Origin of the sequence: Vibrio hangzhouensis (assembly GCF_900107935.1) — a bacterium.
Classification (GTDB): domain Bacteria; phylum Pseudomonadota; class Gammaproteobacteria; order Enterobacterales; family Vibrionaceae; genus Vibrio; species Vibrio hangzhouensis.
Genome location: NZ_FNVG01000001.1, coordinates 266882 through 284190, shown reverse-complemented (window position 1 = coordinate 284190; position 17309 = coordinate 266882). Strand labels below are relative to the sequence as shown.

Here is a 17309-nt window from a genome sequence, read left to right as displayed (position 1 = left end):
TATAACATTGCATTTATTGTTTATGTTAATACTACCCTTTATGAAGTCATTTCGAACGGTGCTCGTAATCATTGCGGTTTTGTCATTTTCAGCCGCTATTTTGCTATCAAAAGACCCAGAACCAGCCGACCAGGCAGTGAACATTCAGGTCACTCCTTACCAAGAAGACAACAAGCAATCTGTCGATGAACCGCCATCACTGCCTGTTCGGGTTCACTATTTTGTAAAGGTGGGAGATACTTTAAGTACCATTTTCTCCTCTTGGGAGCTTTCGTACCAATCGCTACAACGCTTGCTCGAAGCCGATTTGGACTCGTTAAAGTTAGATACTATCAAACCTGGTGACCATCTTGAGCTAGTGATCAATGGTGATGACCATGAGTTACTGGAACTGATTTATCATGAAAGCCTGGTAGAGCGAGCAAGCTATCTACGCGAGGATGATGGCAGCTATTCATATAAGTTTGTAGAAGAGCAGGGAGAGTGGCGGGAAAAACTCTATTCGGGCACCATTCAAGGGAGCTTTTCTGGTTCCGCGCACGAGGCGGGTCTGACGACACGCCAAATTGCCAGTATTACCCGAGTGCTAAAAGACAAGGTTGATTTTGCTCGAGATCTAAGAGCCGGCGATCGCTTTGACATACTAGTAGATGAACAATACCTGGCCAGTCATCTGACGGGAAAAGCCGAGATACATGGGATTACCCTTCACCTTCGTGGTAAGGAGATAGCCGCCTTTCTGGCCAAGGATGGGCGGTTTTATGACAGAAGTGGCAATAGCTTAGAGCAGGCTTTTGATCGTTATCCTGTTGCAAGTCCCTACCGTCGAGTGACATCGCCTTTTAATCCCAGAAGAAAACATCCCGTTACGGGCCGTGTTACTCCTCATAATGGCACTGATTTCGCGACACCAGTTGGTACACCCGTTTATTCGACAGGGGACGGAAAAGTGATTGCGGTTCGCAACCATCCTTATGCGGGGAAATATTTGGTCATCGAACATAACAGCGTATACAAGACCCGATACCTTCATTTGCAAACCTTCCTGGTAAAACGGGGTGAACAGGTAAAACGGGGCCAGAAAATAGCGTTATCGGGTGCAACAGGTCGACTTACCGGGCCACATTTACATTTTGAAGTGCTGGTTCGAAACCGAGCAGTAGATCCCATTAAAGAAAATTTGCCACTCGCGACTTCAATTGCCGCAGTAGACATGCCGGAATTTATCGCGCGAGTGTCAAAGTTTGATCAGTATGTGTTGGATAAAAAAGCCTAGTTCTAACACTAGGCTTGTAGATAAAGCGGTGGCCTAACGTTCTATCTTGATTCTCGGGTGTTGATAATCATCCGGTGTGGTTAAAGTGCCGATTCGGGTGGCGGTCACACCGCATTCACGGCAGCAATTCAGCATGTCGTTCACACCCGACTTTTCGACGGCAAGTAGCAAACCGCCTGAAGTCTGAGGGTCGCACAAAATGGCTTTTTCTTTGTCGGTAATTTCATCGAGCATGTGTTTGACAGAGTCGAAGTTTCGGTGTGTACCACCCGGGATAGTTCCCAGCTCAATGTAGTCTTCGACTCCAGGTAAGAGCGGTATAGCAGGAAGGTCGATATGAGCATCTAACTCTGAACCCTTGCAGACCTCAGTCAGGTGACCCAGAAGTCCAAATCCTGTGACGTCTGTGATGGCTTTGACCTGTTCGAACTCAGCTAGCTGCTGGCCAATAACATTAGGTTCACACATCCATTGCACCGCCATACCTTTGTGTTCAGGTTTCAGCAGTTTTTTCTTTTCCGCGCTGGTCAGCAGACCAATTCCCAGTGGTTTAGTGAGAAACAGATCGCATTCAGCCGTCGCTTTTGAATTTTGCTTTATTTGATCAAGCTTGCCAGTGCCAGTGACCGCCAGACCAAAAATAGGTTCAGGTGAGTCTATCGAGTGTCCACCGGCGAGCTCGATTCCTGCGTGTTTACAAACATTGCGTGCGCCCTCGATGACCCTTCCGGCAATCTCAGGAGCCAGTTTGTCTATTGGCCAGCCTAATATCGCGAGAGCCATAATGGGCTTTCCACCCATCGCATAGATATCACTGATGGCGTTGGTGGCAGCGATACGTCCGAAGTCAAACGGGTCATCAACAATTGGCATAAAGAAGTCGGTGGTACTGATGACACAATGCCCATCACCAATGTGATAGACCGCGGCATCGTCGCGGCTTAGGTTGCCAACAATGAGCTGCTCACTGGAGGGGCCGGGTGTGTAGGATGCAAGTATTTGATTGAGAACTTTAGGTGACAGTTTACAGCCACAACCCGCTCCGTGGCTGTATTGGGTAAGGGCGACGTTTTCCATAGCAACAACTCCATACTGAGTAGGGGAGAAGCGGTTGCAAGACGAGAGCAAATTGACCATAGTCGTCTTACAACGTAGTTATTTTTAGCTATAACACTTCTCGTTCAGACCATATTTTTTGAGTTTTCGATACAAAGTTGCAATTCCTATGCCTAACTCTTCAGCAACCAATTTGCGATTTCCAAGTCGCCCAATGGCTTCTTCTATCCTTATTCGCTCCATGTCCTCTAAGCTCATGCCGGAATCGGCAACCAAATTCGATTTTGGTTGTGGTTGTTGTACTTCAAAATGCGGGGGAAGAAGGTCAACATCAATCTGTTCACCTTCGGGTACAATGTTTATCAGATATTCTACCAGGTTGCTGAGTTCCCTGACGTTACCAGGCCAGTGATAGCTAATGAGGCAATTCATGGCCTGTTCACTGATCCCGGGGTAGTTAGTTCCCAGCTTTTGAGTGTGAATATCCATAAAATGATTCACCAGCAATGGTACGTCACCTTCCCGTTCTTTGAGGGCAGGGAGTTGCAAAGGAATCACGTTCAAGCGGTAATATAAATCTTCACGGAACTTGTTGGTGGCAATCATCTCAGCAAAGTTTCGATTGGTCGCGGAGATAATACGGATATCGACGGGAATGGCCTTATTTGAGCCGATGGGCATCACTTCACGAGCCTCTAAGACGCGAAGCAGTTTCGCTTGTAACTGCATCGACATATCACCAATCTCATCCAAAAACAGGGTACCATTGTTGGCGGCTTGTATCAGTCCAACTCTTCCCTTGCTTGAAGCACCAGTAAAAGCCCCCTTTGTATAGCCGAACAACTCACTCTCCAGAAGTTGATCGGGAATTGCGGCGCAGTTGATCGCAATGAAAGGATTTTGTGCACGCCCGCTGAGTTTATGTACGGCGTTAGCTATGACCTCTTTACCAGTACCACTCTCGCCGTTGATCAGTACACTGGACGGGCTTTTTGCAATCCGTGACATCAGGCCTTTCAACTTTCTCATTTGTGTACTTTCACCAATAACCTCATCAAATACAGTATGTGACTCGTAAGGTAACACTGGGTTTTGCGGTTGGTAGAAAGACATCAAAAACAATTTGTGTGAACGGCAATTGTAAAATTGACCAACTAATAGCTCTTCACGGCTATCAATAGAAACAATATGTTGTTGCTGATGATCATTGTTTCCTCTGCATTGCGAAAGAGGGCGAATATTAATGACTGTCTGTGGCAATTCTTGAATGGTTATATTAAGACTGGCAAGTGCTGGTTGGTTTCCGTATTTTACAAAATTGTTCTCATCGAGAACCAATACACCCTGATCCATATTGTCAATTAAGTTAATAAAGACATCTTCAAGGCCATTACTCGTCGACTGATTTTCAGTGACTTTGGCCACAACTAATTGTGCAGTGTGCTTGATATAGTCGGAGAATAGTTTGGCGTTATCTTTGATGGTCTTTTGGGACTCTTCAGTAAACGCAACCAGGCTCATGACACCGATGCAACGATTATCTAATAAGATAGGAACACCGAGAAAAGCCGTTTCTCGGCAAGCTTCTCTGCTGGTGCAATCGGCACATAGAGCGTCGTCTTGTGACTTTATTAGGGTTTTTTCTTCTTTTGTTTCAATGATATATCTGAATAGTCGTGAGCTGGCATTGAGTTTTTTACCAAAAAACTGGCTGTAGGGCCCGGTTCCTGCGATTCGTACCAAGTCAGCATCCACCACCTCAGCATCCACCTTAAGGACGGATGAAAGCATCTGAGTAAATCGAATGATGGTTGGCTGTATCGCCATGAGCTCGGAGGCGTTTCTTGTATCAGGCATAATGTTTTTATCGTTATTAAGAGAATGACATTCTATTTTTTATTGGCTCATCTGAGTTTGATTTAGGTCAGAGACAAATGTATGGAGTTGTCAATTTTCATCGCTTTGATATGTTGGTCACATATTCAACAGGATTGTTAATGAATAAATAGTCATTGGGGTGAATGTAAAGACTAACGTCAGAAATATTAAAGTCAGCACTATCAAGCCGCAAAGCTATCATATTGATAGTCTCAGATTGATATGAGAGCCCTTGTCAAAGTTAACAGTCAATATCTTCAATTCGAGTATTTTATCGCTAAGAGATATATCTCATCGAGTTAGCACAATAAACAATATCCCTGTCACAAAAAATCCAATTGCGAATTTTTATTAAGCATATTTATGCTCTATATCCATTTTGCCAAATTGATGGCTTGATAAATGCTAAAGCTAATTTCATATCCCGTCTTTAAAAGTGAATTGCTGGTACATCGTGTATCCCGGTTTGTTAATCATGATGTGCCATCAAATCGTGATGTACACCTCATTCAGCCAAGAGGGAGTAGTTATGAATGAAGCTGGCTTAGGCAGCCGAATGCCTAGAGTAGATGGAAGAGCTAAAGTTGAAGGCACTGCCGTATATGGTGACGATGTTAATATTCGAGGAGCGTTGCACGGTGTTTGTCGTTACACAGACATTCCGGCGGGCAGGATTATGTCGATCGATATTACTGATGCCATGAAAGTCACTGGCGTGGTCCGGATTGTCACTTATGACGATATTGCTGGTGACCCCAAGGTAGGCGTTATCATTCGGGACTTTTATCCTATCTGTAAAGAGTGGGTACGCTATAGTGGTGACGTCGTTGCTTTAGTCATTGCAGAAAACTATCAGGCAGCCTGTGAGGCCAGTGAGCGAATATGTATTGAATACGAACCCTTTCAGCCGATCACTGAGCCGGAACAAGCACTGAAAGAATCCGCCAGATTGATACATCCGGATAAAGCATCGAATGTGGTTAACACCCACCATACAGTGAAAGGCGATGCCGAAAAAGCGATTGCCGACGCTGACGTTGTGATTGAGCATACCTACCATACCCACTTTCAGGAACATGGCTATATCGAGCCAGAATCTATCACTACCTATCTGGAGCCTTCGACTAATGAGTTAACCATTACCGGCTCGATTCAGAATCCACATCGGGTACGCAGTTTTGTGGCAGGTTTTCTCGGAGTGCCTCAGGCATTGGTTAATGTCAAACGGTCAGTACTCGGTGGGTCTTTTGGTGGTAAGGACGATACCATAGACCATCTGGCTTGCCGTGCAGCTCTGTCTACTTATTTAACTAAACGAGCGGTGAAATTCTCATACAATCGAGAGCAGTCATTGAAGGAGAGCACCAAACGACACCCCTATAGTATGCGTTACAAAGTGGGCGTTTCTCATGATGGAAAAATTGAAGGCATCAAAATCACTATCGTTGCCGACGCTGGGGCATACGCAACATGTACTCCTTTTGTCACCTGGCGTTCTTCGGTACAGGCTGCGGGCCCGTACGATATTGACCATGTTCATGTTGAAGTAACCGGAGTTTATACCAATAACAGCGTGTCTGGCGCGATGCGCGGCTTTGGGTCACCTCAGATCATATTTGCGCATGAGTCTTTGATGGATGAAATAGCGCTAGCCTGCAATTTGGATCCGGTTACTGTTCGCGAGCGCAACGTGTTACAGCAAGGTTCACTCAGTATGACAGGTCAATGTTTTGATCAACATACCGTGTCGGCCTCACAGGTTCTTCAAACGGCTGCTGAGAAATCCAACTTTTATGAACGGATGGCACAACTTAAAGCGCAAAATAAGGTGAACTCACCTGTCAAATACGGCATTGGTCTGGCTTTGAGTTACCGGGGCTGTTCGTTAGGTGCGGAGGGTGCTGACAACTCTACCGCTTTGGTCTGCCTGAATGCCGATTCAAGCCTCAATATTTCAACGGGTGTATGCGAAAACGGACAAGGGTTACAGACAACCATGGCAATGATCGCCAGTGAGGTGTTGGGTCTACCGCTGGATAAAGTGCGTTTTTCAGAATCGCCGACCAGCCTTATCGCTGATGGTGGCCCAACGGTTGCCTCACGGGCTACCATGACAGGTGGTAATGCGGTCAAACAAGGCGCTGAGACTATCAGGGCCCGACTTTTCGATACCATCAAACAAGATCTACAAGTGAGTAATGTAGAGGAAACGGTTTGGAAAGAAGGGCAGGTGTTCGTCCGAGACGATGCGGAGAGGTCAGTTCCGCTGCAGGAAGCGATCAACCGTTGTCGGCAACTGGGCATTAATCTGGCCGCATACGGTTGGTTTGACCCGCCACCCATTCATTGGGATGAGGAGAAAGGCACAGGGTCCCCTTACTTTACCTGGGTATATGGCTGTCAGGTAGCCGAAGTTAAAGTGGATACGGCTACCGGAAAAGTTGAGGTATTAGGCGTTACCGCAGTACATGATGTAGGTAAAGTTATTAACCCGGTAGGATTTGAAGGACAGGTGGCCGGAGGGATCGCTCAAGGTATTGGCTTTGGGATTCTGGAGGACTACAACATAGAACAGAGTGAGGTGAAATCCGATAACTTTGATACCTACCTGATGCCGACTATCAAAGACATCCCTCCTTTAAGTATTCATGCCATTGAAAATCCGGATCCGAGTGGCCCCTATGGTGCTAAGAGTATCGGTGAACCTGCGGCAGAATTAGCGGCGGCCGCCATCGTGAATGCGGTTGCTTTTGCGACAAAAACACGCCATCGAACTCTACCTTTGACACTCGAGCAGGTGTATCTGGGCTACAACCTTAAAAAGCCGGTCAGGCAAAGCGAATTACTGTGCGGTGATAACAACCATCATCAGGTCAACAGGCTTGGTGAGCTTGATATAGTACGTCCAGACTCGTTAGAGGAAGCCCTGCGTCTGATTAAGCAGAGTTCACTGACCGTCATCGCGGGTGGCACGGATGTATTAGTCCAGCAACGCCTTCAGCAGACTGCGAATCTGTTACTGGATATTAGTTGTTTGAACGAACTGAAAGTGATAGCACGCCACGGCAAGGAGCTCATTTTGGGTTCCGGCTCTACCATCGCTGATGTTGTGGAGCACGAAGCGGTATGCAACCACTTCCCGTTGCTGGCGAGAGCATGCAAAACCATTGGTTCCACTCAAATCAGAAACCGAGCCACACTGGGCGGGAATATTGCGAATGCGGCACCTTGCGCAGACTCACTACCACCCCTGATAGCCTATCAAGCTGAAGTAGAACTTGCTTCTGAAGGTGAGGTGAGACGATTACCTGTTCATCAGTTGCTTAAAGGCGGATACAAGACCGACATTCGTTGCGATGAGTTGCTCACCAAAATTATTCTGACCATACCTGATAAACCTTTCGAAGTGACAGAGTATGTCCAGCTCGGACGACGCAACGCGCTTAATATCACGCGATTGAGCTTAAGTTGTTTGATCACCACCTATGGCGGCGTAGTGAAAGAATGTCGCTTAGTGGATGGTGCTTTGTTCAGTTATCCAAGGCGACTGGAACAGGTCGAAGCGGTGATTTGTAATAGCACGTTAGACGAAGAGGTTCTCGGCAGGGCGATAAGTGTACTGGCCGACATGATAGAGACTGAGATCGGCGGTAGATGGTCTGCGGCGTACAAACAGCCGGTCTATCTCAATATGTTCCGTGAACTGATGATACAGGTTCGGAGCAAAATCGCCCACCATCAGTTGCAGGGAGAGGAGTGACAAGCAATGGTTAGAGAAAAACAACGCATATCGCTAACGGTTAATGGTCAACAGCACCACCTAAACGTGGCAGCAAACACAAGACTCATTGATCTGCTACGTAACCAGCTTTTGATGACAGGTACCAAAGAAGGGTGTGCCGTCGGAGAGTGTGGCGCTTGCACTATAATAAAAGACGGAGCACCTGTCTGTTCTTGTCTTGCTTTGGCAGTTCAGTGTGATGATAGCCAAATCGTCACGATTGAAGGGTTGAGAAGTGATCCATTGGGGAAAATGCTGATGGAGGAATTTCTTAGCACCGGAGGCGCGCAATGTGGATATTGCACCCCGGGAATGATCATGAGCGCTTGGGCTTTGCTCAAACGTTATTCAGATCCGACAGAAGACGAAGTTCGCGATGCTCTGGAAGGTAACTTGTGCCGTTGCACCGGTTATCAGCCCATTATCGAGGCCATAAAGAGAGTTTCAGAATTTTGCGTAAATCCTCAACGAAAGATAGAGCAAAGCCACTAAAAGGAAGCAGTATGGAACTCCTCTATGAACTAGATGAAAAACCGCCGTATGGCGTAACCTTATTTCTCGCAATCCAGCACATGCTAGCGTCGATCGGTGGCATTGTCGCCGTTCCTTTGATTGCAGGAAGCGCGATAGGATTGCCCCCGCAAGACATAGTGACCTTGATCAGTGCTTCATTATTGGTGTCGGGGTTGGTCACCATTGTGCAGTGTCTCGGCTTTAAGCAAATTGGGATCCGGCTGCCCGTTGTTATGGGCTCGAGCTTTGCGTTTATTGGCAGCATTATCGCGATAGGTAAAACAGAAGGACTTGATGCTGTGCTTGGCGCTGCTTTCGTCGGCTCATTTTTGGTTGTTGGCTCCAGTTTTTATATGAGCCACATTCGCAGGCTGTTTCCGAACATTGTAAGTGGTGTCGTAGTGACCCTGATCGGATTGACTATTTTGCCCGTTGCGATGAGTTGGATTGGTGACGCGCCACAAGGCCATCCTGAATTTGCCACATTACCCAAAATATTTCTGGCTGCTGCCTCACTGGCTGTTGTGATAGGTGTTTCGGTGTTCTGCAAGGGTGTTGTCGCTGCGTCGAGTATTATCATTGGTCTGGCGGTGGGATACGCAATGGCTATTCCTATGGGGATGGTGGATGTTACTCAAATTGTGGAAGCAAATTGGGTGTCAGCGCCAATGCCACTCCATTTTGGTATGAGCTTCTCCATACCAGCGATTATCACTATGAGTCTGGTCTATTTGGTAGTAGTCGCTGAGGCAACCGGTGATTTTATGGCATTAGCCAATAATTGCCGTGTGGAACTGGAGGGAAACGATCTCAAAAAAGGGCTCCTCGCTGACGGATTAGGGAGCACCTTTGGTTCGTTCTTCTCCGCCATGCCCGTTGCCAGTTTCAGTCAGAATGTGGGTATCGTGGGTATTAGTGGTGTTGCTAGTCGTTTTGTTGTTGCTGTCACGGGGTGTTTACTGGTCCTCGGTGGCCTGTTTCCTAAGTTTGCCGCGTTGGCTGTTACCGTCCCTAAACCGGTGCTTGGTGGGGTAGGTTTTGTGATGTTTGGTATGATCGCTTACGCGGGGATCCGCATGCTGATGAAGGCGACAGACTCAAGACGGAATGCGCTAGTCGTGTGTGTCGCGCTGGCCTCTGGACTCGCTGTGACCTATGAGCCAAACCTACTTCATCATTTCCCAGAAAGTCTCAAGCTGATTTTCCATTCGGGTATTACCACAGGCACCCTTGCCGCGGTGACCTTGAACCTCATACTTCCTAAATCAAAAAATTCCGAACAGTGATGTTCATTAGGCACGCTTAGTAGAGAATAAGCGTGCCTATCACTCCATATCAATATGATACTCGCCTGATTACCTTTGCTATCAAATTGGTCTCGTTAGCCCGCCATAGCGGTTGATCGCAACTCATATTCACAACCGTCAGTCGTTAAGAATGAACAAATCCTTTGTACAGCAGGCTTTAAGCATGGGCTTCATTATTTTTTGCTTTGTAACAAATATTGGCACAGAACTTGGAATATAAGACTTCAGAAGGCCAGTGATTGGTCTGTCAGAAGAAAATACAAATACAAACAAGAGGGCAAGTACGCTTTGTTAGCCTGTTAAATACCAATAGCATGCGCATATTATCTTGAGTTGTATTTTTTATAGTTAATCTAGATGGATAATGGGATAGCAAATGAAAAATATAAATGAACTGATCCAAGAAATTTCTCAGTTGGAATCAAAACTGCACGATAAAGACTTTCTGCTTACCTGGGAGCAAAGCCCGCAAGAATTGGAAAGAGTATTAAAGACTGCCCAGACGCTTAAAACTATGCGTCAGGAAAATATCGCAACGAATGTATTTAAAAATGGTTTGGGCATTTCCCTTTTCAGAGACAACTCAACTCGTACCCGTTTTTCATACGCATCCGCTATCAACATGTTGGGGTTGGCTCAACAAGATCTTGATGAAGGTAAATCTCAAATCGCGCATGGCGAGACCGTACGCGAAACGGCCAACATGATCTCATTCTGCGCTGATGCAATTGGTATTCGTGATGATATGTACCTAGGGGCAGGTAATGCCTATATGAGAGAAGTGGGCGAGGCACTGGACGATGGTGTGAAAGAAGGCGTGTTGCCTCATCGACCTGCGTTGGTCAACCTGCAATGCGACATCGACCACCCAACACAGTCGATGGCGGACCTTGCCTGGCTTGAGGAGCACTTTGGTAGCCTTGATGAGTTAAAAGGCAAAAAAATCGCCATGACTTGGGCTTATTCACCGAGTTACGGTAAGCCTCTTTCGGTGCCGCAAGGCATTATCGGTTTAATGAGCCGCTTCGGTATGGACGTTGTACTGGCGCACCCAGAAGGCTATGACCTGATCCCAGAAGTGGTCGAAGAGGCGAAAAAGAATGCTCAGGAATCGGGCGGCAGTTTCACTCAGGTTACCTCGATGGAAGAAGCGTTTAAAGATGCAGATATCGTGTATCCGAAATCATGGGCACCCTATAAAGTCATGGGGCAGCGCACCGATTTACTTCGTGCCAATGATCATGATGGGCTGAAAGAGCTTGAAAAGGCGTGTTTGGCACAAAACGCCCAGCACAAAGACTGGCACTGCACTGAAGAAATGATGAAGCTGACCAAGGGTGGTGAAGCCTTGTACATGCATTGTCTGCCTGCAGATATCACTGGGGTTTCTTGTGAAGAAGGTGAAGTGGAAGAGTCCGTGTTTGAAAAATATCGCATTGCTACTTACAAGGAAGCCAGCTGGAAGCCTTATATCATTGCAGCAATGATACTGAATCGAAAATATCAGGATGTAGCAGGTATTCTGAAACAGCTACTGGAAGAGTCAGTAAAAAGAGTTAAATAAGTTATTCCCGAAATATTGCACCTCGCCTTAATTCCTTACTAAGGCGGGAGTGCAAATGGATTTAATAAGGTATCGCTATGTCAAAGTTGAATTTTAATATTCATATTGCCGATAACCAGCATTTTAATGGACGCCTCTCCGATCAGTTTTCAATTAGTGAAGCCGAAAAAGCGCGCCGATTTCATTTGCAATTAGATGGCTATCAACCCACACCGTTACACACTCTCGATCATTTAGCCAAAGAATTTGGCGTGAAACGCATTCTCGTAAAAGACGAGGCTTATCGCTTTGACCTCAACGCATTCAAAATGTTGGGCGGCGTATACGCTATCGCAAGACTTCTTTGTGACGAATACAACATGGATATTGATGGTTTCAATTTTGAAACCTTCAAAGCGCAAATCACCACAAAAATGACGTTTGCTACTGCGACAGACGGTAACCATGGCCGTGGCGTTGCATGGGCTGCTCACCAGTTGGGGCAGAACTCAGTCGTCTACATGCCTAAAGGGGCCGCCGACGAACGAGTCAACAATATTCGCGCCTTAGGTGCTGAATGTATTGTGACCGATATGAACTACGACGACACCGTGCGACTGGCAATTAAAACCGCTGAGGAAAATGGCTGGAAGGTGGTTCAGGACACAGCATGGGAGGGCTACACCGAAATCCCTACGTGGATTATGCAGGGTTACAGCACGCTCGCGGTTGAAACCGTCGAGCAAATGAAGGCGCTCGGTATCGACAAGCCAACTCATGTGTTCCTTCAAGCCGGTGTTGGAGCCATGGCTGGTGGGGTATTGGGTTATCTCGCAGAGTATTGTGGGCCGGACAAACTTCATTCTGTCGTTGTTGAGCCTAATCAGGCCGACTGTATTTATCGCTCTGGCATCGCTAGGAGTGGTGACATGGTCAATGTCGAAGGTGATCTCGCGACCATCATGGTGGGCTTGGCGTGTGGAGAGCCTAATCCATTGGGTTGGGAAGTATTAAAAAACTGCGCGACACAGTTTGTTTCTTGTGAAGACCGGGTTGCGGCGTTAGGTATGCGTGTGCTGGGGAATCCGCTAAGCGGTGATCCAGCAGTGATTTCGGGTGAGTCAGGTGCTGTAGGGCTTGGATTGTTGGCCGCCGTGGAATATAGCCGTGAAAAAGAAGGGCTAAAAGCGCATTTGGGTTTGAATGAGGAGTCGGTTGTATTGGTCATCAATACCGAAGGCGATACCGATCCCGTTCACTATCGAGAAGTTGTCTGGCAAGGCAAACACTCGACGATTTAATCAACAGAATTTAATTATCAGAAATAGAGAAATTTTATGTTTGAAAATCCCAACGAAGTGAAGTTTTCGTTGGGACCAGAATTTGGAGAATGAACAATGACTGTAAGTATCCCTTTTGCGACTGTACTGGAAAAAGCTCAAGAATATAAAGCGGATATGACCCGCTTCCTACGTGACATGATCGCAATCCCCAGCGAAAGTTGTGACGAAGAGAAAGTCGTACTTCGTATTAAAGAAGAGATGGAAAAAGTAGGGTTTGACCGAGTCGATATCGACCCAATGGGGAATGTTCTGGGGTGGATCGGCAACGGCCCGACACTGATCGCCATGGATGCCCATATTGATACTGTTGGTGTAGGTAATCTGGATAACTGGGACTTCGACCCTTACCTGGGTATGGAAGATGACGAAGTGATTGGTGGTCGCGGTGCGTCTGATCAGGAAGGCGGCATGGCGTCAATGGTCTATGCAGGCAAAATCATCAAAGATTTGGGGCTGGAAGACGAATATACATTGTTGGTAACTGGTACGGTTCAGGAAGAGGATTGCGACGGTCTGTGTTGGCAGTACATCATCGAAGAGAGTGAAATTCGCCCTGAGTTTGTGGTATCGACAGAGCCAACAGATTGCCAGATTTATCGTGGTCAACGTGGTCGAATGGAAATTCGCGTAGATGTCTCTGGTATCAGCTGTCACGGCTCTGCACCAGAGCGTGGGGACAACGCAATTTTCAAAATGGGTCACATTCTCAATGAAATCGAACAGCTTGCAGACAATCTTGGTGATGATCCTTTCTTGGGGAAAGGCACATTGACGGTATCTGAGGTGTTCTTCACTTCTCCAAGCCGTTGCGCGGTTGCTGATAGTTGCGCTGTGTCAATTGACCGCCGTCTGACCTGGGGGGAAACCTGGGAGGGAGCGATTGAGGAAATTCAAAATCTACCTGCGGTTCAAAAATATGGCGCGAAAGTGTCCATGTATAACTATGATCGCCCGGCATATACTGGATTGGTTTATCCGACGGAGTGTTATTTCCCTGCATGGAAAATAGATGAAGACCACATTGCCACCAAAACACTGGAAGCGTCATACGAGTTACTGTTTGACAAGAAACCGCTGGTGGATAAATGGACCTTCTCAACCAACGGCGTGTCCATCATGGGACGTTATGGCATACCTGTCATCGGTTTCGGTCCGGGTAAAGAGCCAGAAGCTCACGCACCAAACGAAAAAACCTGGAAAGACCATTTGGTGACCTGCGCAGCGATGTATGCCGTCATCCCACAAATGTACCTGGAAAAACGCAATACCCAGTAATGGGCTAAGAAAAAACGACTAAAGTCGTTCTCCATCCTAGAGTGCCAGCTTGTGTCTGCCTGAGGCTGGCGGAGTCCGCTCTAGGATGGGACTTGCCGTTTTAACCAGATGCTAAATAACAAATTGAATTTTCGGCGGTGACACTATGACTTTTGAACAGTTCAATCATATCGAAGCATTACTTGATAATTCGTCGTCACCTTTGTTGATCCAACATGGGACGGTCGTTGATCACGATACTATTCGTATCGCCGATGTTCTGGTGGTTGATGGCGTCATCGAACAGATTGCGGATCATGTACGGCCCATTAGTGAAGATACACGTATTGTCGATGCAAAAGGCCTGTATGTGATGCCGGGTGGTATCGATGTGCATACCCATTTTAATATTGATGCGGGTATGACCAGAAGTTGTGACGACTTCTTCACTGGTACGCGAGCCGCAGCGTGCGGTGGCACGACCATGATCATCGACCATATGGGCTTTGGACCCAAGGGTTGTGATTTATTCCATCAACTTGACGTTTATCATGAATACGCTCGAGACAAAGCCGTCATTGACTACAGTTTTCACGGTGTCATCCAGCATATTGATGAACGTATTCTGAGTCAGATGGAGGAGATGGTTCATCAACGGGGTATCTCCAGCTTCAAGCTGTACATGACATACACCTACAAACTGGATGATTGTTCAGTATTAAAAGCGCTCACTCAGCTTAAGAAAGTGGGAGCACTCACGACGGTACATCCGGAAAACGATGCCGCACTGTCGCTAAAGCGGCAGCAGTTCATCTCCGAAGGCAAAGTAGCACCGAAATATCACGCTTTAAGCCGTCCTCTGGAGTGTGAAGCGGAAGCTATTGCGCGGGTGATCAATCTGGCGAAACTGGCCGATTCGGCACCTTTATATATCGTACATCTATCCAACGGGTTAGGGCTTGACTACACCCGATTGGCGAGACAAAACCAGCAGCCGGTCTGGGTCGAAACCTGCCCTCAATATCTGGTATTGGACAGTAGTTGTTACGATCGGGAAGATGCACTGAAGTATGTGCTTAGTCCACCGCTGAGAGATAAGGAAGAAAACGACAAGCTCTGGCAAGGGCTTCGTGATGGCTCGATTGACACCGTCGCTACCGACCATTGCTCTTTCACTTTTGCAGAGCAGAAGCAACTAGGCGCAGAAGACTTTACTAAAACGCCCAATGGAATACCGGGTGTAGAAACCCGAATGCCGCTACTTTTTTCGGAGGGTGTGATGGCGGGGAGAATTACCCCAAATCAATTTGTGTCCCTGACCAGTTACCAGCCCGCAAAACTGTTTGGGCTATACCCGAATAAAGGTCACCTTGGTGTGGGGGCCGATGCAGATATCGTTTTGTTTGATCCTGGAAAACAACAAGCCATTCGTCATATCAACTTGCACGACAACGCAGATTATACCCCTTACGAATCCATACCATGCAAAGGCTGGCCATTAATGACGTTCAGTCGTGGGAAGTTGGTCGCCTATGATGGAGAATTCACTGGAGAAGCGGGCGATGGTCACTTTGTTCATCGAAAGCCTTTCTCGCAGTCGTCATATTAATAAATAACCTGATACCAATATCGTATGGTGAGACCGAACATTGAGTTGTTTGGTCTCCCTCAAGGAGTACCTATGAACGCAAATAAAACCAAAAGAAGCACGGTGGTGGTTGCCTTGGGCGGCAATGCGCTACTTAGAAGGGGGGATGAACCCAGCTTCGCCAATCAACTCGACAACATAAAACTGGCGGCAAGAGCCATTGCAGAAATCGCCAAAGAATATCGCGTGGTGATCGTCCACGGCAATGGCCCACAAGTGGGCTTACTGGCACTGCAAAATCTGGCCTACGATAAGGTTTCTCCCTATCCGTTGGATGTATTAGGTGCTGAGAGTGAAGGGATGATTGGCTACATGTTAGCGCAGGAATTGCAAAACAGGATCCCGGAGAAAGATGTCACGACGTTATTAACCCGTATTGAAGTCGATAGTGACGACCCGAGTATTTCTGATCCAACTAAATTTGTCGGGCCCGTTTACGACGAAGAAGAAGGCAGGGCGTTGGCGGAGAAGAACGCATGGACCATGAAGCGCGATGGCGAATACTGGCGTCGCGTTGTTCCTTCACCACTACCCAAAAACATTATCGACAAAACATCCATCGAAACTTTGTTGGCCGCGGAGCAGATTGTTATCGCTTGTGGTGGTGGTGGCATTCCTGTTTGTAAATGCGAATCCGGCTTCAAAGGCGTTGAAGGGGTGATTGACAAAGACCTGGCTGCAACTCTTTTGGCTAAACAACTTGGCGCTGAAAAACTGCTGATTCTGACCGACGCGCCAGCGGTATTCTTAAACTGGGGAAAACAAAATCAACGAGCGCTACGTAATGTCAGCCCTGATGAATTGAAACAGTACCATTTTCCAGCAGGCAGTATGGGGCCTAAAGTCGACGCTGCGGTGGATTTTGCTGAGTTTGGTGGCAAAGCCTACATTGGTGCTCTGGACCAAAGCCTGGATGTTCTGGCCGAATCGTGCGGGACCTGTGTGTCATTAGAACATCAATTAGAAGAAGCGTAGTACCGATGTCATTGGCAGAGTAGCAAAACTAAGTCGAAAGCTTTACTTAGACTTAGCTTTCTGGACTGCTCTGTCATGGAACATCTCCAACTTACGGTCTACAAAAATCACCTAACGCCATCCAGTCTTAGCTAGTCATTCTTATTCGTCAGTGACTCTATCATGCCAGCAAACCAATACCACTTCGCATCATAACGATGACCTCTAATTGTTTCATTGCTTAACAAGTTGAGGTCATAATAAATCCGGATAGATGTACTGGCGGTGAGGTCAAAATTTATTTTGGGTTTATGTAGCGAGAGCGTTTCTCTCAACATTTGGTCTCATTTTTGATTGCTATTTCGTGAGCTTTATCTAACTATGTGCATTTAATTGAATATAAACTGGCGGCATGTACCCTATGAGGAGTTTTTCCATGGCATCATCAAGTAGGAACAAAGCCATTATTGCTGCAATATTCGTTGTGATTAGCTCCATTTTGCTTTGGCTGGAGTTGTTCGGTATTGTGCCTTTTCTGGTTTTGATACTTGCGTTTTTTACCCTAGTAATTCAGGTGGGGCTTCATCTGGCTGGATATAAACACGGGGATGTGTTTGAAGCTTATCAGGACGCAGAACGAACCGAAGCCACTTCACTGACTAATTTGCTTAAACATAAACAAGACTGTAATGAACAGCAGGATTCGGCAGATAAAAGCAGACAAGAGAGTCGCTAAGAGAAGCATTGAGACCGTAT

General features: G+C 46.8%; 12 protein-coding genes. 10 read left to right on the top strand and 2 right to left on the bottom strand.

What is annotated here, in order from left to right; translation table 11 throughout:
- The first annotated feature begins 40 nt into the window (after window positions 1–40).
- Window positions 41–1276 (top strand): peptidoglycan DD-metalloendopeptidase family protein, encoded by a 1236-nt coding sequence (locus C4S60_RS01220; protein WP_103878617.1) that lies wholly within the window; start codon window positions 41–43, stop codon window positions 1274–1276.
- 33 nt (window positions 1277–1309) lie between these two features.
- Here the strand turns inward: C4S60_RS01220 and selD are convergent, their stop codons facing one another.
- Together selD and C4S60_RS01210 are read right to left on the bottom strand one after the other, a co-directional pair.
- Entirely contained in the window at window positions 1310–2353 is a 1044-nt protein-coding gene (gene selD, locus C4S60_RS01215; RefSeq protein ID WP_103878495.1) for a selenide, water dikinase SelD, read from the bottom strand.
- Window positions 2354–2437: 84 nt separating this feature from the next.
- Complete coding sequence (locus tag C4S60_RS01210) at window positions 2438–4090, bottom strand: sigma-54 interaction domain-containing protein (RefSeq protein ID WP_244182984.1); 1653 nt, start codon at window positions 4088–4090, stop codon at window positions 2438–2440.
- A 649-nt stretch (window positions 4091–4739) separates the two neighbouring features.
- Here C4S60_RS01210 and C4S60_RS01205 point away from each other — a divergent pair.
- The 9 genes from C4S60_RS01205 (at window position 4740) to C4S60_RS01160 (ending at window position 17289) form a co-directional block, all read left to right on the top strand.
- Window positions 4740–7970, top strand: a complete 3231-nt coding sequence (locus tag C4S60_RS01205) for a molybdopterin cofactor-binding domain-containing protein (protein WP_103878493.1) — start codon at window positions 4740–4742, stop codon at window positions 7968–7970.
- A 6-nt stretch (window positions 7971–7976) separates the two neighbouring features.
- Complete coding sequence (locus tag C4S60_RS01200; RefSeq protein ID WP_103878492.1) at window positions 7977–8483, top strand: (2Fe-2S)-binding protein; 507 nt, start codon at window positions 7977–7979, stop codon at window positions 8481–8483.
- Window positions 8484–8494: 11 nt separating this feature from the next.
- A complete protein-coding gene (locus C4S60_RS01195) occupies window positions 8495–9790 on the top strand; it encodes a nucleobase:cation symporter-2 family protein (RefSeq protein WP_103878491.1) in 1296 nt (431 codons plus the stop codon).
- A 397-nt stretch (window positions 9791–10187) separates the two neighbouring features.
- Complete coding sequence (gene ygeW, locus C4S60_RS01190) at window positions 10188–11375, top strand: knotted carbamoyltransferase YgeW (protein ID WP_103878490.1); 1188 nt, start codon at window positions 10188–10190, stop codon at window positions 11373–11375.
- A 77-nt stretch (window positions 11376–11452) separates the two neighbouring features.
- Window positions 11453–12655: a diaminopropionate ammonia-lyase gene (dpaL, locus tag C4S60_RS01185; protein ID WP_103878489.1), complete on the top strand. Its 1203-nt coding sequence runs from the start codon at window positions 11453–11455 to the stop codon at window positions 12653–12655.
- 96 nt (window positions 12656–12751) lie between these two features.
- Window positions 12752–13972 (top strand): YgeY family selenium metabolism-linked hydrolase, encoded by a 1221-nt coding sequence (locus C4S60_RS01180; RefSeq protein ID WP_103878488.1) that lies wholly within the window; start codon window positions 12752–12754, stop codon window positions 13970–13972.
- A gap of 145 nt (window positions 13973–14117) precedes the next feature.
- On the top strand, window positions 14118–15560 hold the full coding sequence (hydA, locus tag C4S60_RS01175) for a dihydropyrimidinase (protein WP_103878487.1): 1443 nt from the start codon (window positions 14118–14120) through the stop codon (window positions 15558–15560).
- Between the two features lie 72 nt (window positions 15561–15632).
- Entirely contained in the window at window positions 15633–16574 is a 942-nt protein-coding gene (arcC, locus tag C4S60_RS01170; RefSeq protein WP_103878486.1) for a carbamate kinase, read from the top strand.
- A gap of 415 nt (window positions 16575–16989) precedes the next feature.
- Window positions 16990–17289: a hypothetical protein gene (locus C4S60_RS01160; RefSeq protein ID WP_103878484.1), complete on the top strand. Its 300-nt coding sequence runs from the start codon at window positions 16990–16992 to the stop codon at window positions 17287–17289.
- Window positions 17290–17309 lie beyond the last annotated feature (20 nt).

What these genes read in the sequence shown, in the direction of transcription:
- C4S60_RS01220 (WP_103878617.1), top strand. Translation starts at nt 41, where the DNA reads ATGAAGTCATTTCGAACGGTGCTCGTAATCATTGCGGTTTTGTCATTT.
- selD (WP_103878495.1), bottom strand. Translation starts at nt 2,353, where the DNA reads ATGGAAAACGTCGCCCTTACCCAATACAGCCACGGAGCGGGTTGTGGC.
- C4S60_RS01205 (WP_103878493.1), top strand. Translation starts at nt 4,740, where the DNA reads ATGAATGAAGCTGGCTTAGGCAGCCGAATGCCTAGAGTAGATGGAAGA.
- C4S60_RS01200 (WP_103878492.1), top strand. Translation starts at nt 7,977, where the DNA reads ATGGTTAGAGAAAAACAACGCATATCGCTAACGGTTAATGGTCAACAG.
- C4S60_RS01195 (WP_103878491.1), top strand. Translation starts at nt 8,495, where the DNA reads ATGGAACTCCTCTATGAACTAGATGAAAAACCGCCGTATGGCGTAACC.
- ygeW (WP_103878490.1), top strand. Translation starts at nt 10,188, where the DNA reads ATGAAAAATATAAATGAACTGATCCAAGAAATTTCTCAGTTGGAATCA.
- dpaL (WP_103878489.1), top strand. Translation starts at nt 11,453, where the DNA reads ATGTCAAAGTTGAATTTTAATATTCATATTGCCGATAACCAGCATTTT.
- C4S60_RS01180 (WP_103878488.1), top strand. Translation starts at nt 12,752, where the DNA reads ATGACTGTAAGTATCCCTTTTGCGACTGTACTGGAAAAAGCTCAAGAA.
- hydA (WP_103878487.1), top strand. Translation starts at nt 14,118, where the DNA reads ATGACTTTTGAACAGTTCAATCATATCGAAGCATTACTTGATAATTCG.
- arcC (WP_103878486.1), top strand. Translation starts at nt 15,633, where the DNA reads ATGAACGCAAATAAAACCAAAAGAAGCACGGTGGTGGTTGCCTTGGGC.
- C4S60_RS01160 (WP_103878484.1), top strand. Translation starts at nt 16,990, where the DNA reads ATGGCATCATCAAGTAGGAACAAAGCCATTATTGCTGCAATATTCGTT.